The organism is Caldanaerobius fijiensis DSM 17918, assembly GCF_900129075.1.
In the GTDB taxonomy this organism is placed as follows: domain Bacteria; phylum Bacillota; class Thermoanaerobacteria; order Thermoanaerobacterales; family Caldanaerobiaceae; genus Caldanaerobius; species Caldanaerobius fijiensis.
On the sequence record NZ_FQVH01000010.1, the window covers coordinates 1 to 17,903 of the forward strand.

General features: G+C 36.0%; 13 protein-coding genes. 11 read left to right on the forward strand and 2 right to left on the reverse strand.

Features of this window, described 5'->3' with window-relative positions:
* The coding region (locus BUB87_RS05655; RefSeq protein WP_234945968.1) for an IS110 family transposase at positions 1-439 on the reverse strand (439 nt) is incomplete at its 3' end.
* Positions 440-952: 513 nt separating this feature from the next.
* Here BUB87_RS05655 and BUB87_RS14960 point away from each other — a divergent pair.
* The 5 genes from BUB87_RS14960 (at position 953) to BUB87_RS05675 (ending at position 5,759) form a co-directional block, all read left to right on the forward strand.
* Complete coding sequence (locus tag BUB87_RS14960; protein ID WP_327021787.1) at positions 953-1,057, forward strand: GNAT family protein; 105 nt, start codon at positions 953-955, stop codon at positions 1,055-1,057.
* 453 nt (positions 1,058-1,510) lie between these two features.
* Positions 1,511-1,822 (forward strand): metallophosphoesterase, encoded by a 312-nt coding sequence (locus BUB87_RS15045; RefSeq protein ID WP_073342639.1) that lies wholly within the window; start codon positions 1,511-1,513, stop codon positions 1,820-1,822.
* A gap of 15 nt (positions 1,823-1,837) precedes the next feature.
* Positions 1,838-2,278, forward strand: coding sequence for a hypothetical protein (locus BUB87_RS05665; protein ID WP_073342642.1), 441 nt, complete (start codon positions 1,838-1,840; stop codon positions 2,276-2,278).
* A 195-nt stretch (positions 2,279-2,473) separates the two neighbouring features.
* Positions 2,474-4,393, forward strand: a complete 1,920-nt coding sequence (locus BUB87_RS05670) for an ABC transporter substrate-binding protein (RefSeq protein WP_073342644.1) — start codon at positions 2,474-2,476, stop codon at positions 4,391-4,393.
* A gap of 91 nt (positions 4,394-4,484) precedes the next feature.
* Positions 4,485-5,759 (forward strand): alpha-glucosidase/alpha-galactosidase, encoded by a 1,275-nt coding sequence (locus BUB87_RS05675; protein WP_073342647.1) that lies wholly within the window; start codon positions 4,485-4,487, stop codon positions 5,757-5,759.
* Between the two features lie 81 nt (positions 5,760-5,840).
* Here the strand turns inward: BUB87_RS05675 and pepT are convergent, their stop codons facing one another.
* On the reverse strand, positions 5,841-7,067 hold the full coding sequence (gene pepT, locus BUB87_RS05680) for a peptidase T (RefSeq protein WP_073342650.1): 1,227 nt from the start codon (positions 7,065-7,067) through the stop codon (positions 5,841-5,843).
* Between the two features lie 157 nt (positions 7,068-7,224).
* Here pepT and BUB87_RS05685 point away from each other — a divergent pair, with 157 nt between their 5' ends.
* From BUB87_RS05685 to BUB87_RS05710, 6 genes are all read left to right on the forward strand, one after another.
* Positions 7,225-8,772: a TIGR02677 family protein gene (locus tag BUB87_RS05685; RefSeq protein ID WP_073342652.1), complete on the forward strand. Its 1,548-nt coding sequence runs from the start codon at positions 7,225-7,227 to the stop codon at positions 8,770-8,772.
* On the forward strand, positions 8,723-9,850 hold the full coding sequence (locus tag BUB87_RS05690) for a TIGR02678 family protein (protein ID WP_073342787.1): 1,128 nt from the start codon (positions 8,723-8,725) through the stop codon (positions 9,848-9,850). The genes BUB87_RS05685 and BUB87_RS05690 overlap by 50 nt, the downstream gene beginning before the upstream one ends.
* Positions 9,825-14,075: a TIGR02680 family protein gene (locus BUB87_RS05695; RefSeq protein WP_073342789.1), complete on the forward strand. Its 4,251-nt coding sequence runs from the start codon at positions 9,825-9,827 to the stop codon at positions 14,073-14,075. Before BUB87_RS05690 ends, BUB87_RS05695 begins: the two co-directional genes overlap by 26 nt.
* Positions 14,068-15,357, forward strand: coding sequence for a TIGR02679 family protein (locus BUB87_RS05700; RefSeq protein ID WP_073342655.1), 1,290 nt, complete (start codon positions 14,068-14,070; stop codon positions 15,355-15,357). The genes BUB87_RS05695 and BUB87_RS05700 overlap by 8 nt, the downstream gene beginning before the upstream one ends.
* Positions 15,358-15,407: 50 nt before the next feature.
* Positions 15,408-16,460 (forward strand): YkvI family membrane protein, encoded by a 1,053-nt coding sequence (locus tag BUB87_RS05705; RefSeq protein ID WP_073342658.1) that lies wholly within the window; start codon positions 15,408-15,410, stop codon positions 16,458-16,460.
* 84 nt (positions 16,461-16,544) lie between these two features.
* Positions 16,545-17,897, forward strand: coding sequence for a glucose-6-phosphate isomerase (locus tag BUB87_RS05710; RefSeq protein WP_073342661.1), 1,353 nt, complete (start codon positions 16,545-16,547; stop codon positions 17,895-17,897).
* Positions 17,898-17,903: the final 6 nt, after the last annotated feature.

Below are 17,903 nucleotides of genomic sequence, written 5' to 3' on the forward strand. Positions count from 1 at the left end.
TCATGGTCAAAGTCATACTAACAGTATCGCACATATCAGGATTAAGACGATATGCCCTGTTAGCAGCGGATTTAAGTGTTTTAGCAATTTCTTCAGGATTGCTCAATCTATTATTGCCATGACTCAAGACAAAATCAACAAGTTCCTCCATAGGCATAACAGCGATCTCATCAGGAGTAAAAGAATCAAAAACAGAAGTAGATGCTGAGCCAAAGACGTCGCTAAAAGGACAGTCTTCCTTGTATGAAGAGAACTTGAGATAAAGCAGGTTCAAAGCTCTGCTCTTTTCACTGGATATAGTCTGTACCAGGTGGTATCTAAAGCGAGTAAGGCGCTGTAGGGCAGCATATTTAAAGTTAGGCATGGGAGTAGGGTTTACCCTACCAAATCTGACACAATCAGCAATGACTCTGGCATCAAAATCGTCAGTTTTAGGCAAATGGGTATAAGCCTTTTTAAAACTACTGACGACAGCTGGATTCATGACAAAGAATTTAGGGTTAAAAAGTGCTAAGTCCGGATCAGGAGAAGAAGCTAGGTGGAGATGGAAGTACCATGCATGATGATAGGATACACCGTATGGTTGCTGAGACATACGGAAGAGTAAGACATGGGCAGCAAGCGAGTAAGAACTAAACGAGTAATCCCAGGGGTGCAGTCTTAGGCGAGAAGTACCCTAAAAGAAGGGTCTTCAGGGGGATTCAGAGCGACCCTGAAACCAAATCCTAGAGATAGTTTAACAGAGACAACCTAAAGAAGAAGGAGGGGATACGTGTACTACAATACAAAATGCAGCAATCGAGCATACATTGCAGTGAGGATTATATGTTTGGTCGATGTGTAGTCAAGCCTAAAATGAACTCACTGCGTTCGGGCTTGACAACCCACTTTCCCAAACATAGGTAGTAGCTATGCGATGTATGCATAAGTATCAAGTGGCACAGTTATCGAAATAGCAACTAAAGAAAAATGTACAAAAATAAAAGTGATTACAACAAATGATAATATTAATGCAATGCGTTTTTATCAAAAACGTGGATTGATATGGTACGTTTAATATCATAACGCTTTGGATATTTCGAGAAAATTAAAGCCATCCATTCCGATACTAGGTAATTTTAACATCCCTTTAAAGCATGAAATTGAATTTGAAATGAATCTTTTTAAATAAGCTATATGACAAGACGAAAAAAGTGACTCATAGGGAGGGAATTATCCCATGTAGATTTTACGCGTGTTGGAAGGCAAGGGAAGAGGTTTTTTTAAAATTAACAATGGAATGGTGAGTAGTAAAGGTATTTTTGTAAATAGAACTTAATGGTATAATGATAAAAGGATCCGAGGTTATTTTTGCGTTATAATACAAACTTTATTTATATTATTGGAGGATACGAAAGTGAAAAATAAGAAAAAAAGAGGTTCTTTTCTTATTGTTATATTTGTGCTAATCCTAATTATTGCAACAATTATATATTTCGATAATAATGTTTTGTAAGTGTCACACTATAAAGTGACATTACATAAAATTCCAACATCATTTAATGGTTTTAAAATACTGCAAATATCTGATTTGCATAGCAAAAGTTTCGGGAAAGATAATTATAGGCTTATAAATAAGATTAGTAGTGAAAATCCGGATATTATTGTAATTACGAGAGATACGATTAATACGAAAGATACCGATTTTAAAGTGTTTATCAATTTAGCTAAACAAGTAAGTAAAAGTTATGACACATATTATATTGTTGGTAATCATGAACAAAATTTGAGTGGCAATAAATTGAAGGCATTAATAGATAATCGTAAAGTAAGTCAATGGTAGAAGGGAGAAATAATTTTGCTTTTTAGCAGTGAACAGATTAGCAGAGGCAAGAAAATTGTAAATACTGGTATAATTATTTTAATTCTCCTTTTGCTCGGAGATTTTACTGTTAATTTAGTATCTAATGGTACTAAAGGATTAACAGAAAAAATCATCATTAATGGACTGGTTTTATTTAATATATTCTTGTATTATAAAGGGAATAGAATAGCGTTTAAAGTAACTATGTTTCTGCTATCAATAGTTTATATTTTTATCTTTGGTTTACTGCCCGTTTATTTGGTTTTAGGAGTACTACACATGTTAAATGTTTTAGATGTTTTTGGTGGTGCTTTATACATAATTATCCCAGTTTTAATTATAATAGTAATAAATATTTTAATATTTAAAACAGAATTTTATGATGATGTTTTGGCCTTTAAAAACTACTATCAGGTAAAAATAAAAAATAAATAAAGCTTATTTGAACCCATAAAATTTGAATTAAGAGATAGTGAGAAAATAAAAACAATATTTAGAAATAGAGAGAAAATGCCATAAAATTTAATAAATTTAAGGAAAATTAAATTTTGAAAACGTTTCTTAAGGAGATTAGAATTATCTTGATGTAATAATAATATAATAAAAATGAGTTGAAAGGGGGAGAATTTTATGAAGGCAAAGAAATTAGTTGGTGTAGTATTGGCGGTTTTTATGATCTTGTCAGTGTTGGTTACAGGATGCAGAAGTAAAAGCACGAGTAATTCATCGTCTGGAGGTAAAACCACAGTAAAAGAAGCTGTCTTTCCGAGGGTAGGGGGTTGGCCTAAACCACCTCTATTTCAAGGTAATGTATTTTCGTCAGCGGGTATTGGTACAGCATATGCGTTTATGGCCGAAGGTTTGTATCAATACGTTAGGTCAACTGATAAGATATATCCGAGATTGGCTGAAGGTATGCCGGAAAACAAAGGAAATGAAACCATTGTGCATATAAGAAAGGATGCCAAGTGGAATGATGGTCAACCTTTTACCAGCAAGGACGTATGGGCTTTTTATACATTAAATAACGGAGCGTTTATAACCAAGTATTTAACAAGTATAGAAACGCCTGACGATTATACAGTGGTGTTTAAGTGGGCAGATCCCCAGCTGAATGAAACCATAAAGACGTTATTAGTCGGACAGGATTTACAAGCTACGATACCATATCATATTTACAAACAGTTTGTGGATAAGGCAGACGAAATCCTTAAAAGTCTTCCAACAACTGATGATTTAACAAAAAGAGGACCTTTTACAAAACTTATTGACGATAAAACAAATGCAGAATTAAACAAAAACTGGCAAAATTTCATAACATATAAAATAGATAAGCCTATACTTACAGGCCCTTATATAGTAGATAAAGTAACTGCTTCTGATATGATTCTAAAGAAGAATCCTTACTATTACAACAAATATAAAATCCATTATGATATAGTGCATTTATATCAGACCGATAGTACTGGAGCTCTAGCTATGTTGCAAAATGGAAGAGTAGCGCAAAGTGAGGACAATTTCACAAGGGATGAAATAGAGAGCATGTTATCAAAAAACAAAGATTTAGTATTTTATCCCATGAAGGATCCAGCTGCATTTGGATTTGCTTTTAATCTTCAGAAAACGCCGTTTAACGACGTCAATGTAAGAAGGGCTATAGTTTATGCGTTAGATAGAAAAAAGATTCGAGATGTTGTAAACTGGACCGGTATATTGACCGATTATTCAGCATTAGGCATGCCTCAAAATATGGATAATTGGATTAATCCCGATATAAAAGATAAATTAACAAAATACAACTTTGATCCTGAAAAAGCTGCACAGCTTTTGGAAAAATCAGGATGGAAGAAAGGTAGTGATGGCATATGGAGAGATAAAAACGGCAAACAATATGAGTTTACTATAGCAGCACCATCAGGATGGTCTCAGCTTATTCTAGCAGATCAAATAGCGTCAGATCAGCTGAAGAAATTTGGATTACCGACAAAATTACTGACAATAGATGGTACTATATATTGGCAGAACGCTGGATGGCCTAAGTGCATGTACGACATGTCTTCAGATTGGATGGATGTAACATGGGGATTTATGATACCTTATTGGGCATTTCACAATTTCTACGAAGGGGGGCCATCATCATTTGGCAATTTCCCTAGAATCACAAATCAACAAAGTAAAGATTATGGAAAGATTAATATGATACTGCCAGGACCTGATGGCCAACTTATAGATATACGTAAGACAATAGATTCGATGTTGTATATGAACGAGGAACAGATGAAAGATACGGCCAGCAAGCTGGCATGGATAACCAATGAGAATGCGTTTGCGGTAGACTACTTTTTAAACACAGCATTCACCACTGTAAATATGAAGTATATAGACAAGAATACATTACCAATGGCAGACAGAATAGATAAGTATAATAGGAATATGCCAGTCCCAACTGATCCTAAGGATGCAGAGGCTGTTGCAAATATCAACTTTGGTTTTGATAGTGGTATATATGATATAGCAACAGGCAATTGGAGGCCACCGGTTGGTAAGTAAAGGAATGTATAGTAATCTGTAATTATACCAACATGCTGGTAACGACTGTTACCAGCATAACTATTAAATTATCAAGGGAGTGAATGCTTTTATGAATAAGACAAAAATAGTGTTTATAGGTGCTGGAAGTATGTCGTTTGGATTAAGTATGTTTAAAGATATATTTACATCTTACGAATTGGCTGAAAGTACGTTGAGCTTGGTAGATATAGACGAAGAAAATCTGGAAAGAATGTATAAATTAGCTTTAAAGATGAACGAGGAATCGGGGTTGGGAATGAAAATAGAAGCTACAACGGAAAGAAAAGAAGTATTACCAGGTGCTCAGTTTGTGGTTAACTCACTAGCCATTGAAAGATGTGCTTTATGGAAGCAGGATTTTGAGATACCTAAAAAATATGGTATTCGCCATACATTAGGGGAAAACGGCGGGCCAGGGGGATTATTCTTTACGATGCGAACTATTCCTGTAATAATGGATATTTTGAGGGATATGGAAAAATTGTGCCCAGATGCCTACTTCTTAAATTTTTCAAATCCTGAGAGCCGCATAATTTTAGCATTGGGACGCTATACCAAAATAAGGGGCGTAGGATTGTGCCACGGCGTATTCATGGGACGCAATGATGTAGCTCGGATTATGGGTTTGAATCCTGACGATATTGATGTATTTGCAGCAGGATTAAATCACTTTCAGTGGCTTCTTGAAATCAGGGATAAAAAAACTGGTGAGGATTTATACCCTCTCTTAAGAGAAAAAGAAAAAACTTATGATCCTTCGTTTATGCCTCTATCCAGAAAATTATTCAGAGTTTTTGGAAAATATCCATCCTGTAGTGACGATCACATAGGCGAATATCTTCCATATGGGTGGGAAGCGGGCGAAGAAGGATATCCTTTCGATGAGGACGAAAAAAATAGAATACTTATGAAAAAGGAAATAGAAGAAAGGATAAATGGCACAAAACCACTACGCGATTGGTTTGTACCTTCGGGAGAAAGAGCTGTCCATGTAATAACCGGTATCCTTAACAACAAAAAACAGCTTATAGAATCAGGAATTGTATATAATAATGGAGTTATAACCAATCTTCCTGCAGATGCGGCTATAGAAGTACCTATAATGGTAGATAAATTTGGGATACATCCTATAGCAGTAGGAGATTTACCACCAGGTATTGCTAAGCTACTAACAACCCAGGTATGTGTACAACAATTAGCTGTAGATGCCGCGATAAATGGATCAAAGGAATTAGCTATGCAGGCTTTACTTATTGATCCTGTCATAAACAGCACTCAAGCAGCTGAAAAGATACTGGAGGAGCTATGGGAGATCAATAAACCTTATATAAGGAAATGCGTTTAGTAAGACTTTGAAAATTTTCTGCAGGAATATGCTTATTTAATCTTTCATGAAAGATGAAGCAAAAAAAGGGGGTCACCCCCTTTATATTTTTGCCCATAATTCAGCTATCTTTATGATAGTCTCTACTGCTTTTTTCATCTCGTATACGGTGACATACTCATACTTTCCGTGACTATTATGACCTCCTGTAAATATATTGGGTGTAGGCAACCCCATATAAGAAAGTCTGGCTCCATCTGTACCACCCCTTATTGGAGTTATCTTAGGCGTTAGTCCAATACTTCTTATGGCCTCGCATGCGATATCCACTATACGCATGTTTTTTTCTATGATTTTTTTCATATTATAATATTGATCTTTTATCTCTACCAGAATGGTATTTTGTCCATATAAAGCATTTAATTGTTCAGCTATCTCCAGCATAGTTGATTTTCTGTCCTCAAGACAATTTTCGTCGAAATCCCTTAGAATGTAATGTAAGACAGTTTTTTCAACACTGCCTTCTATGTTGTTTAAATGATAATATCCCTGGTAGCCTTCTGTTTTTTCGGGTACTTCATCTTTTGGCAGTTTTCCGGCGTATTCCATTGCTATAGTTATAGAATTTCTCATTTTACCTTTAGCAGACCCCGGATGAACGTTTAAGCCATTCACGGTGACAACTGCAGCTGCTGCGTTAAAGTTTTCATATTCAATGCCACCTGCTGCACCGCCATCTACAGTATAGGCCACATCAGCATTAAATTTTTTTACGTCAAATTTATCGACACCACGGCCTATTTCTTCATCGGGTGTAAAGCATATTCGAATGGTTCCATGTTCGATCTCAGGGTGGTTTATCAAATACTCGCAGGCTGTGATGATCTCTGCGATTCCCGCCTTATCGTCAGCACCCAACAATGTGGTACCGTCGGTGGCTATAATGGTATGCCCTATGTAACTTTTTAACTCAGGAAAATCAGAAGGTGATAATATAATATTCTTTTCACTATTTAAGATTATGTCATTACCGTCATAGTTTTCTATGATTTTAGGATTTACGTTTTTACCAGACATGTCAGGACTTGTATCCATATGGGCTATAAAACCCACCGTGGGTACCTTTTTGCTTGTATTTGAAGGCAATGTGGCCATTACATATCCATTCTCGTCTACCTCTACATCTTTTAGACCAATTTTTATAAGTTCTTTTGCCAGATCATGAGCAAATACCAACTGGCCTTTAGTGCTTGGGTACGTAGTAGCGTTTTCGTTGGATTGGGTATCATATTTTACATATCTTAGAAATAGCTCGACAACTTTTTCCATGCAAATCCTCCTTACTTTATTTTATATTCAAAATTATATACTAAGTTTGATCTTACTGCAAAAATCTCATCTTTCATTGTGAATAAGTTGTTGGCGGTTTATATGTGTGTTATAATAAAAAAAGTAAAGCAATAAAATGAAGTGGGGAGTATTTATCATGCCCGATAAATTAGATATAAGCGTCTTAAAACCGCTTAATGAAACCAGATACCTTACGGCAGAAAATGCCTCCAGGTATCGTCTTATTATGAGGTATTTCTATGATCAATATCAGAAATTTAAGTATTGGATGTATAAAGAGGATGTCTACGAGTATGTTATACAATTCGATATTTTTAATGATTATACTTTGGAACGGTGCGAACAGGATTTAAAAATGCTTACTGATTGGAAAAACCTCATTGCAACTCAGGATACAAGTAAGGCCTCTACTCTTGAAGAATTTAAAAACAAAAAATTCCGATATCAGTTGAGTCCTTATTCTATTGAGATTGAAAGAATGACTATAAGACTTGAAAGCATTAGAGGGTACGGTGGTTCTCTAGAACCTTCGCTTTTTGAACGGATATATAAAAATATTTTAAAGGTAAAGGAAATGTCAGAGGAAAAAGATCTGCAAGCTGTAAACAGATGGTGGGAAGACCTCAACAGTGATTTTGAAAATATATACCATAATGCTACCGATTATATAGCGAGTTTGCAAAGTTCCGGCGCCGATGAGCTTATGAGGACTGAAGCTTTTATTTTATACAAAGACAAGCTTATTGAATATTTAAGGGATTTTATAAAAGATCTTCAGAGATTTTCGCTGGCTATCGAAGGATTTTTGAAAAATGTAGATAAAGATATGGTAAATGTGGTATTGAATAAGGTAATTCAGTATCAAATGAGCATACCAAGGTTAGAACATGAGCTCAGGGAAGAAGATATTAAGCAAAATATTATAGATAGATGGAATAATATATCTCTGTGGTTTACAGGCCGAGGTGGTGAGGAGAGTGAGGCGTATAGGCTTTTGAATATTTCCAGCGAAATAATCAGGAGAATAACTATGTATGCTTCCAGGATCGCAGAAAACCGAATGCGCATGGTTAGTCGCAAAAATGATTATTTAAAGCTATCGAGGATATTTGCAAATACAGAAGATATAAAGAAAGCACACCTCTTATCTGCGGCTGTTTTTGGCGTTTTTAATACAAGGCACCTTTGGGGCGATATGGAACGAAAGACAGACAGTATAACCTCTAGCGTGTGGCGAGAATCTCCTTTTGTAATTACAATAAAGCCCAAGACCAGGAATTATAACAGGTCGTTAAGAACTAGCGGTATTGTCGATAGGAGCAAAAGTAAAATACAGACACAGCTGGAATATTTACAAGGTAAACAATATGAAAAAGAAGTCATTTTGAGTTATATAAAAGATGATAGGATATGCTTTAAAGATTTACCTATAGTACCACCTTTTGTCAGGACCACGTTGCTTAAGTGGGTAAGTAGAGCTATGGGAAATAGTCAATATAAGGGTAAAACTGAAGATGGAAGAACATATAGGGTTATTATACCCGAAAACGGCGAAAGAATCATCTTGAAGTGCACTGATGGAAACTTGGATATGCCTGCTATGGTGATAGAATTTGAAAATAAGGGTGATAATATTGGAAGAGGTGAAAATCTTACTGGAAAACTTCTGGATTACCAGGGATGATAAGGATACCTTTAACAGGATAAGGGACAATGAGCCAGCCATTAGGGCCTTTGTTGAAGAAAAGTTGGGCTACAGGCTTATTGTCAACCCATATCTGATTAAACTAGAAAAAATACCAGCTGAACCTGAAGAATGGATGGGTATACAGACTTTTCAGTCACCTATGGATTATGCTTTTTTCTGCCTTTTGTTAGCTTTTTTAGAAGACAAGGGACCAGAGGATCAGTTTGTTCTATCTAATGTCACTGAGTATATAGAAACCCAATATCAGGGACCGGAAAAAGTTGATTGGACATTGTTTCAGCAGAGAAAATCTCTGGTAAGGGTTTTAAACTTTGCTGTAGAGATGGGCATGATCGTAGTAGATGATGGCAGCCATGAGAGGTTTTCTGATAATAGGGAAACAGAGGTTTTGTACGAAAACACCGGATTGTCCAGGTATTTTATGCGGTCCTTGAACAAGGATATAAATGAAGACATATCTATTCAAGAACTTTTGGATGAAGAAAGAGAAAATGCAAGAAGGCATAAGGCTTATCGTAAGCTCATCCTATCACCGGCGGTATACAGCAACGGTCCTGATGACGATGTCTTTAATTATATCAAAAACTACAGAAATACAATAGAAAAAGACGTTGAAGAAAACCTGGATGCTCGCCTTCACATTCACAAGACTTCTGCATTTCTCATATTTAATGACAATAAATACATGAAGGCTTATTTACCCGATAAAAATAGCAATATTTCCGACATTGTATTGCAGATATGTTCTATCATAAGAGAAAAAGTCGAGGCAGGACAGCTCAATGTAAATAGCGATGACAGTATAACTTTGACAGAAACCGAATTTTATGGCATCATCGAAGCTGTAAAAGAAAAATTCAGCCAAGGGTGGTATAAATCTTATAGGGAAAAAAGCATTAATCAACTTTCAAATGAAATAATAGAAGAAATGCAATTGTGGAAGATGATTATGTGGGACGAAAAACTGCATTCTTTTACTATTTTACCTATAGCAGCTAAACTTATAGGTGAGTATCCCGAGGATTTTGATAAAGGAGAAGATTATGATGAGTGATAGATGGGTTATAAATAGAATAGGCCTTATTAATTTCTGGTACTACGACGATGAAGTTTTTGAGTTCGCAGGAGGACGGCTGCTGCTGCGAGGTGCCAATGGTTCGGGAAAATCTGTCACCATGCAGAGCTTTATTCCTCTCGTTCTGGACGGCAATAAAAGCCCTGAAAGGCTTGATCCATTTGGTTCCAGAGCTAGGAGATTAGAAGATTACCTGCTGGGTGAAGAAGAAGTAAACGGGATTGATGAGAGGACAGGCTATCTGTACATGGAGTTTAAAAAGGAATCTACAGATAATTATATAACAATAGGAATTGGGCTTAAGGCTCATAGGCACCAGAACATGGATTTTTGGGGTTTTATAGTTCTCGACGGTAGAAGGGTTAGCAAAGATCTTTTTTTGTACAAGTTAGAAATCGGAGAAGGAGGAAACAGGGTAAAGGTTCCATTGACTAAAAAGGAACTAAAAAGCGTTATAGGCGATGGCGGCAAAGTGGTGGAAAGCCAAAAGGAATATATGGAGATAGTTAATAAGTATATCTTTGGCTTTGAAAGCTTAGATGATTATGACGAACTTATAAAGCTTTTGATACAGATAAGAAGTCCAAAACTTTCTAAAGATTTTAAACCCACTGTGATATATGAAATATTAAAAGCATCACTGCCCTCTTTATCTGACGATGACCTCAGGCCTTTATCCGAAACCATTGAGAATATGGATCAGATACAGATGCGCCTTGAAGAACTTCGAAAAGATATGGCAGCGATTAAAAAATTAAAGAATGAATATGACAATTACAATAAGTTTATACTCTACGATAAGGCAAAAGGATTACTGGAATCTTATAGCGAGCTGTCATCCATCCAGAAGAATTATGATAAGTTAGCAAAGGATATGGATGAATATAAGGTACGAATAGATCATATAGGAACAGAGATATCATCTTTGGAAGGAGAAAGAGAAGCTCTTCAAAGTAAGGAAGAGCAGTTGAGAAATAATGATGTGTTTAAGACCCAGAAGGAATTGGTAGAAGAACAGAATAGATATAGTCAATACCAAAAAGAAAAGTCTTCGAAAGAAGAAAGCCTTAGACAAAAACAGGAAAAGTATATGGATATAAGAAAAAAGATAGAAAAGACCAGGTATGACATGTATACAATAGAAAAAGAAATCAACGATATTTTAGAAGAGATGTCCTACATCTCAATGGATATAGATTTTATAGAGCACCAATTTTCTCAGGATGAACTCAAAAAAAATTATGGAAAGGAATACGACTTCGGTTTCTGGAGATCCCAATCTAAAAAGCATAAGGAGAAAATAAAGAGGGCTCTGGAGGCTTTAAAAGAAGAACTAGACGCCAATAAGAGATACGACGAAGCTCTGAGGGAGGAGGAGCGTCTAAGACGACAAAAAGAAGATAGAGAAAAAGATTTAGACAAGTATGAGAGGCTTTTTGACGAAGAAAAAACTAAATACGTAGAAAAAGTATATAAATGGTCAGAGAATAATACAGAGCTTAAACTTTCTCATGAACAGCTGGAACACATAGGACGCCAGGTTCTGGTATACGGGGAAAGGACAGGATTTAACGACATCATAGCATGTGTTCGAAAGCCTTATGATGAATATAGGAGCGATCTGCAACGAGAAGTGTTGGTGCTGGAAAATTCGCGCAATTTAAAACAAGAAGAATTAAATGCATTAAAGCAAGAATTAGATGAGTGGAATAATAAAAAAGATCCCGAACCTGAGAGGGATCCTTATATTGAGAATAACAGAAAAAGGTTAGAGGAAGCAAAAATCCCATTTGTGCCATTATACAGGTGTATCGAGTTTAAAGAGGATATCGATGAGGAAACCAGGGGTAATATTGAATCGGCTATGGAAGATATGGGCCTTTTAGATGCCCTCGTAGTGCCTGCTCAATATATAGATAAAGCTTTGGAAATGGATCAAGATATGGCAGACAGGTATATTATTCCAGGAACTTTTAACATGCAGCTCAATGTATTTCAATACTTTGATGTTGTAGACCCCGGCCAAGGGATTTCAGTAGAGGATGTATCTGATGCTCTAAGCAATATACTGATATATCCATCGGAAAATTCTACTTATATCGATCAAGATGGTACCTATGGCATAGGAGTTATCAGGGGTAAATCTAGGGGTAATGTTAAGTCGAGATATATAGGTTATGAATCAAGGAAGCGCTATAGAGAAGAGATGATAAAAAACCTAAAACAAAAAATACAGCTTGTAAACGAAGAGATTGTATCATATGATGAATCTATAAATATTTTGAAATCGAGACTGGAGCTTTTAGATGAGGAGTTTTCTCGCTTTCCATCTAAAGATGACCTGGATGTGGCTTATGACTATCTTAAAACTGCTATAGCCGAATTGAAATTTGCAGAGCAGAAGTTAAATCAGCAATCATTAGATGTGAAAAAATGCTTTGAAATTCTGCAGCAAAAAAAAGCTGCGTCAAGAGAAGCTACTAAGAGTATAAAATTGCATGCTGATGTGGAAAGTTTTCAGACAGCTTATAATGAGATGGAAGAATACGAAATAAAATTAAAAGAATTAGAGATAAATTACAATAGGTATGTGTCCTGTGTTACAAATCGAGAAATACTGGATCAACAAAAAGAAGATCTGGAATACGACATCGACTCTCTAAATTACGAAATCGGCATGTTGTCTGACAAAATTCAGAACTCCCAAAAGAAAATTGAGGCTTTAGAAGAGAGCATAGAAAGACTGGGATTAAAAGAAATTCAGCAGGAACTGGATTTTTGTCTTAAAAGATTAGCAAAAATACCTGAGGAAATAAAAAATCTTTCAATGGAAAAGGCTAAATTAGAAGAGAGGTTGGCATACAGTCAGAAAGAACTTCAGCATCTATACGATGATATTATCGTAAAACAAAAGATATACAATATAATGGAAAAAGGCTTTAAAAAGGAATTGAATTTGGGATTTATAGATCCAAATAAACTGGAAATTAAAGAAATTATACCTAAAGAATATTCAGATGCTGATGTCAGGAGAATTCCTTATGAGGATAGAGATATAGAAAACATCCTGAAATTTTGCAGAAAAGTTGTGTCTAATTATAAGCCTATTTTTGATAGATCAGGTAGTGACAAAGAAAAAATGACATCGAGATTACAAAATGCTTTTTATGAAAGCCTTAGTGAGTTAGCAGATTATGGCTTAGCTATGGGATATATTTTTGATGATATGCCAGAAGATGATGAACAAAGGAATGATGCAATATATGATGAAATAAAGTATAAGCTTAGAAGATATCAGATAGTAGCCAATTTGAGCGGAAAAATGGTATCTCTCTACGTTTTATACCAGAGCATACAAGACGATATTAACATCAATGAGAACCTCTTGAGAGAAACTGATAGACACTTATTTGAAGAAATTATCATGCATAACGTGGGTAGAAAGATCAGAGGCAAGATTTTTAAGGCTGAAGAATGGGTTAAAAAGATGAATAGGCTTATGTCTGAACGGGATACTTCCAGTGGCCTTAAATTTTCATTGGAGTGGAAGCCTGTGGCAGCAGATAACGAACAGGAGATGGATACAAAAGAATTGGTAGATATATTGAAGTCTGATGTGGACATGCTCAAGCCTGAGGTATTCAATAAGGTAGTGAATCACTTTAGGTCTAAAGTGAATACGGCCAGAAAAATACAAGAGGGTGGTGCAGAAACCTTTCATAAGGTGATAAAAGAGGTGTTAGACTATAGGGACTGGTTTGAATTTGTGCTTTATTATAAAAAAGAAGGAGAAAATCGCAAGGTACTTACAAATAATGCCTTTGATAGGTTAAGCGGTGGTGAGAAAGCTATGGCTATGTACATCCCACTGTTTTCTGCAGTGTATTCCAGGTATGAATCCGCTTCCAAAGAAGCACCAAGGATTGTGTCTCTGGATGAGGCTTTTGCAGGAGTTGATGATAACAACATAAGAGATATGTTTAAACTCATGGAAGACCTTGGATTCAACTTTATAATAAACTCTCAGGTACTGTGGGGTGATTATGATACCGTCCCCGAGTTATCCATATGTGAGCTGATAAGACCTAAAAATGCCGATTATGTTACTGTTATCAGGTATATATGGGATGGCAGTGTAAAGCGTCTGGTTACGAATGTAGAAGGAAAAAAGGTATTAGGGCATGCCGGTGTTTTGAATGAATAGAGAAGATATAGCATTTTTCAAATCCCGTCAGGGGTACAGAAGAATTTTTGAAGGAATAAGAGAAAAATACAGAAGCCTTGGCAGGATAGGAGGTGTCATAAAACTCACAGACCTCACCGATGAGGAAAAAGAAATTCTTTCAAATCATTTTAAAAGGGATTACAGTAAAAATAAATCGGCAAACATTGATGTCAGTGCTTTTGAGAAATCCTTAAAACAAACTCGATTTGAAAACTACTCCCTTATAGAAATTTTAGAGGAGTATTTTGGAGAGAAACTAACCACCAAAAAAGAGGATATAGATGCGTACAATAAGGAAAAACAGGATTTTTTTGAACAACTGCAGCTAGCAGGTACTGGACGTAGATGCGCCCAGTGGTTAGATTCCATAAAGCAGGAGAAAGCAGTAGGCATGAAAGCCATAAATCAAAGATATGACAGAGACAAGAATGCTCTGAAAAAAGATATTCTTTTAGTATGCGATGCTATTGATAATCTGCCTGTTTACAAAGGTGAAAAAGTGAGGTTGCCTGTTTTTGCTTCCCGTATAACTCTTAATCCCCACGGTTTTGATCTTAATACCGATTGCGGCAATTTGTTAAAATGGGCCTTATGTACGATAATGGGGTTGGATGATGTTAGAAGTTCTGAAGAGGTCGCAGAATTGTATTATCGTGCAGGTATATTGCTCGACGAGATATCCAATTATGTAACGCTGTCAGGTCTTATAGCTTACAGGGGAAGTAAAACAGATGAAGTTTTCGAGGCAGCTTATTACAGCAACGAGGTATTACAGGTACCTCTTTTACATTTGAGTAAAATTGATAGCGTAAAAAGTCCGTTAGGAAAAGTCTACGTCGTTGAAAACCCTGGTGTATTTACTACTCTTTTAGATACTTCGGCGTTTCTTCCCCTTGTTTGTACTTATGGGCAACCAAAATTATCTTCTTTAGTACTTCTAGATTTGCTATATAGGGAAGGCACTGAAATATACTATTCCGGGGATTTTGACCCAGAGGGACTATCTATAGCTGACAGGCTTTATAAGAGGTATAAAGAGTGCTTTCACTTTTGGAGGTATACAGTAGATGACTACAAAAAAGCTCAATCTAATGAAATCTTAAGCGATAGAAGGCTAAATATACTAAAAAGCATTGAAGCATTTTCACTGCGCGAGATAGTAGAAGAAATGAGCAGGGTTAAGAAAGCCGGATATCAAGAGCTCATAATAGACGAGCTTATATCTGACCTATCTTCAATCAGTTGCTTTAAAAAAGTATAATATTTTTTATCCCGTCTAAAATATACTTGTATTGAGAAAGGCGGGATATATTGAGTAAAAGAGAACTTTCAGTATTTACTATATCTGCAACTTACATCGGAACGGTGGTAGGTGCAGGATTTGCGTCCGGACAAGAGGTGCTACAATTTTTTGGCTATCACGGCATGAAGGGATTTATAGGTTTAATTATAGCAACAATCATGTTTGTAGTTTACGGCTATATCATACTAATCCTTGGGCATAATTTAAATGCTTCCTCATATCATAAAGTAATTATGGAAACAAGTGGACTAATGTTAGGTAAAATTGTTGATTATATTGTCATGTTTTTTTTATTCGGAGCACTAACAGCCATGCTAGCAGGATCAGGTGCTATATTTAAAGAACAATTTGGATTATCTACTAATGTTGGTTCTGTTGTTATGGTGATTTTATCAATTGCTACAGTTCTCACAGGGATTGCTGGGGTTATTTCAGCAATATCATATGTTGTACCATTATTGTTAGTAGGTGTATTTACAGTCGGTATCTTAGCGATTTTTCACGCACCTGAAATAGCAGCAATATCAGAGATATATATGCCCGTAAAAGCCGCTGTACGTAATTTTATATTATCAGGTGTTATATATGCATCTTATAACTTGGTTATGTCCGTTCCTGTACTGGCACCGTTGGGAGGCCAGGTTCATACCAAAAGTAGATTGAAATATGGGGCATTGCTTGGAGGGATAGGGCTTGGTATAGGTGCTTCTATCATTTTCTTAGCTATACTCCTGAACATGCCGGCTGCCTCTTATTTTCAAATACCAATGATATATATTGCAGGAAAATTTTCTTATTTACTAAAATTTTTATACAGCTTTATACTCATTGCAGAAATATATACAACAGCTGTAGGCAACCTATATGGTTTTGTAGCGCGGTTAACCGAAACAGGTACATATAAATATAAAATTGTTACAATACTTACGGGAGCCATAGCACTTATTGCTAGCAAATTTGGTTTTTCTAAGTTGATACACTATCTATACCCTATAACCGGTGGAGCTGGTATAATAATGTTAATAGGATTGACTTATGGCATTATGCGAAAAAAATATTGACCTCAAAAAGAAACAGTAAATATTTCTTTTCGACAAAATATGCTATAATAGTAAAGAAAAAAATTTTAAACGGAGGAAAAAGCTATGAGTGGTTTGAAGTTGGATTATAGTAAATCAAAACCTTATGTGAGCACAAAAGAAATAGAGTATATGTCTGAAATGGTTAAAACTGCCCATCAAATGGTTCACAATAAATCGGGAGCCGGGTCGGATTTTCTAGGATGGCTAGATCTTCCGGAAAAATACGATAGGGCAGAATTTGAAAGGATTAAGAAAGCTGCGGAGAAAATTCAATCCGATTCTGAGGTATTTATTGTTATCGGCATCGGTGGTTCATATCTTGGAGCAAGAGCTGCCATTGAAATGCTATCTCACTCTTTCTATAATCAATTGCCAGCTGATAAGCGCAAAACACCTTTGATATATTTTGCGGGTAATAGTATCAGCTCTACATATATTGCAGATTTAATCGATGTCATAGAGGATAAAAGTTTCTCCATAAATGTCATATCTAAATCAGGTACCACCACAGAGCCTGCTATAGCGTTCAGGGTATTTCGCGATTTATTAGAGAAAAAGTACGGCAAAAAAGGAGCAAAAGAGCGTATTTATGTAACAACAGATAAAGAAAAGGGGCTTTTAAAGAAACTTGCCGACGAAGAAGGCTATGAGACATTTGTTATCCCAGATGATGTAGGAGGTAGGTATTCGGTCTTAACCCCTGTGGGTCTTTTACCCATAGCTGTAGCAGGTATAAACATCACTCAAATGATGGAAGGAGCTTACGACGCTTTATTAAGTTATTCTAATGACGATTTACTTTCTAATGATAGTTACATTTATGCTGCCATAAGGAATATTCTTTATCGAAAAGGAAAAACCATAGAGATAATGGTTAATTATGAGCCGAGGCTTCACTATTTTTCAGAATGGTGGAAACAGTTATTTGGCGAAAGCGAAGGTAAAGATCACAAGTCCATTTACCCTGCCTCTGTGGATTTTACTACAGATCTTCATTCCATGGGCCAATATATTCAGGAGGGTATGCGACAGATATTCGAGACAGTTATAAATGTAGAAAAGCCACTAAGGGATATAACTATAAAAGAAGATCCTGATAATGTGGATGGTCTTAATTTCCTGGCAGGTAAAACTATAGATTATGTAAACAAAAGTGCTTTTATGGGAACTCTTATAGCCCACAACGACGGTGGTGTGCCCAACATTGTACTTAATGTCCCGGAGATTTCGCCTTATTACTTTGGCCAGATGGTTTATTTCTTTGAAAAGGCCTGCGCGATAAGTGGGTATCTCATGGGTGTAAATCCTTTTGATCAGCCAGGAGTTGAAGCGTATAAAAGGAACATGTTCGCACTATTGGGTAAGCCGGGTTACGAGAACGAGAGAGAAAAATTATTTAATCGAATGAACGGATGAGGAGGA

Coding starts and splice junctions, on each gene's coding strand:
- BUB87_RS05670 (WP_073342644.1), top strand. CDS start 2,474: ATGAAGGCAAAGAAATTAGTTGGTGTAGTATTGGCGGTTTTTATGATC.
- BUB87_RS05675 (WP_073342647.1), top strand. CDS start 4,485: ATGAATAAGACAAAAATAGTGTTTATAGGTGCTGGAAGTATGTCGTTT.
- pepT (WP_073342650.1), bottom strand. CDS start 7,067: ATGGAAAAAGTTGTCGAGCTATTTCTAAGATATGTAAAATATGATACC.
- BUB87_RS05685 (WP_073342652.1), top strand. CDS start 7,225: ATGCCCGATAAATTAGATATAAGCGTCTTAAAACCGCTTAATGAAACC.
- BUB87_RS05700 (WP_073342655.1), top strand. CDS start 14,068: ATGAATAGAGAAGATATAGCATTTTTCAAATCCCGTCAGGGGTACAGA.
- BUB87_RS05710 (WP_073342661.1), top strand. CDS start 16,545: ATGAGTGGTTTGAAGTTGGATTATAGTAAATCAAAACCTTATGTGAGC.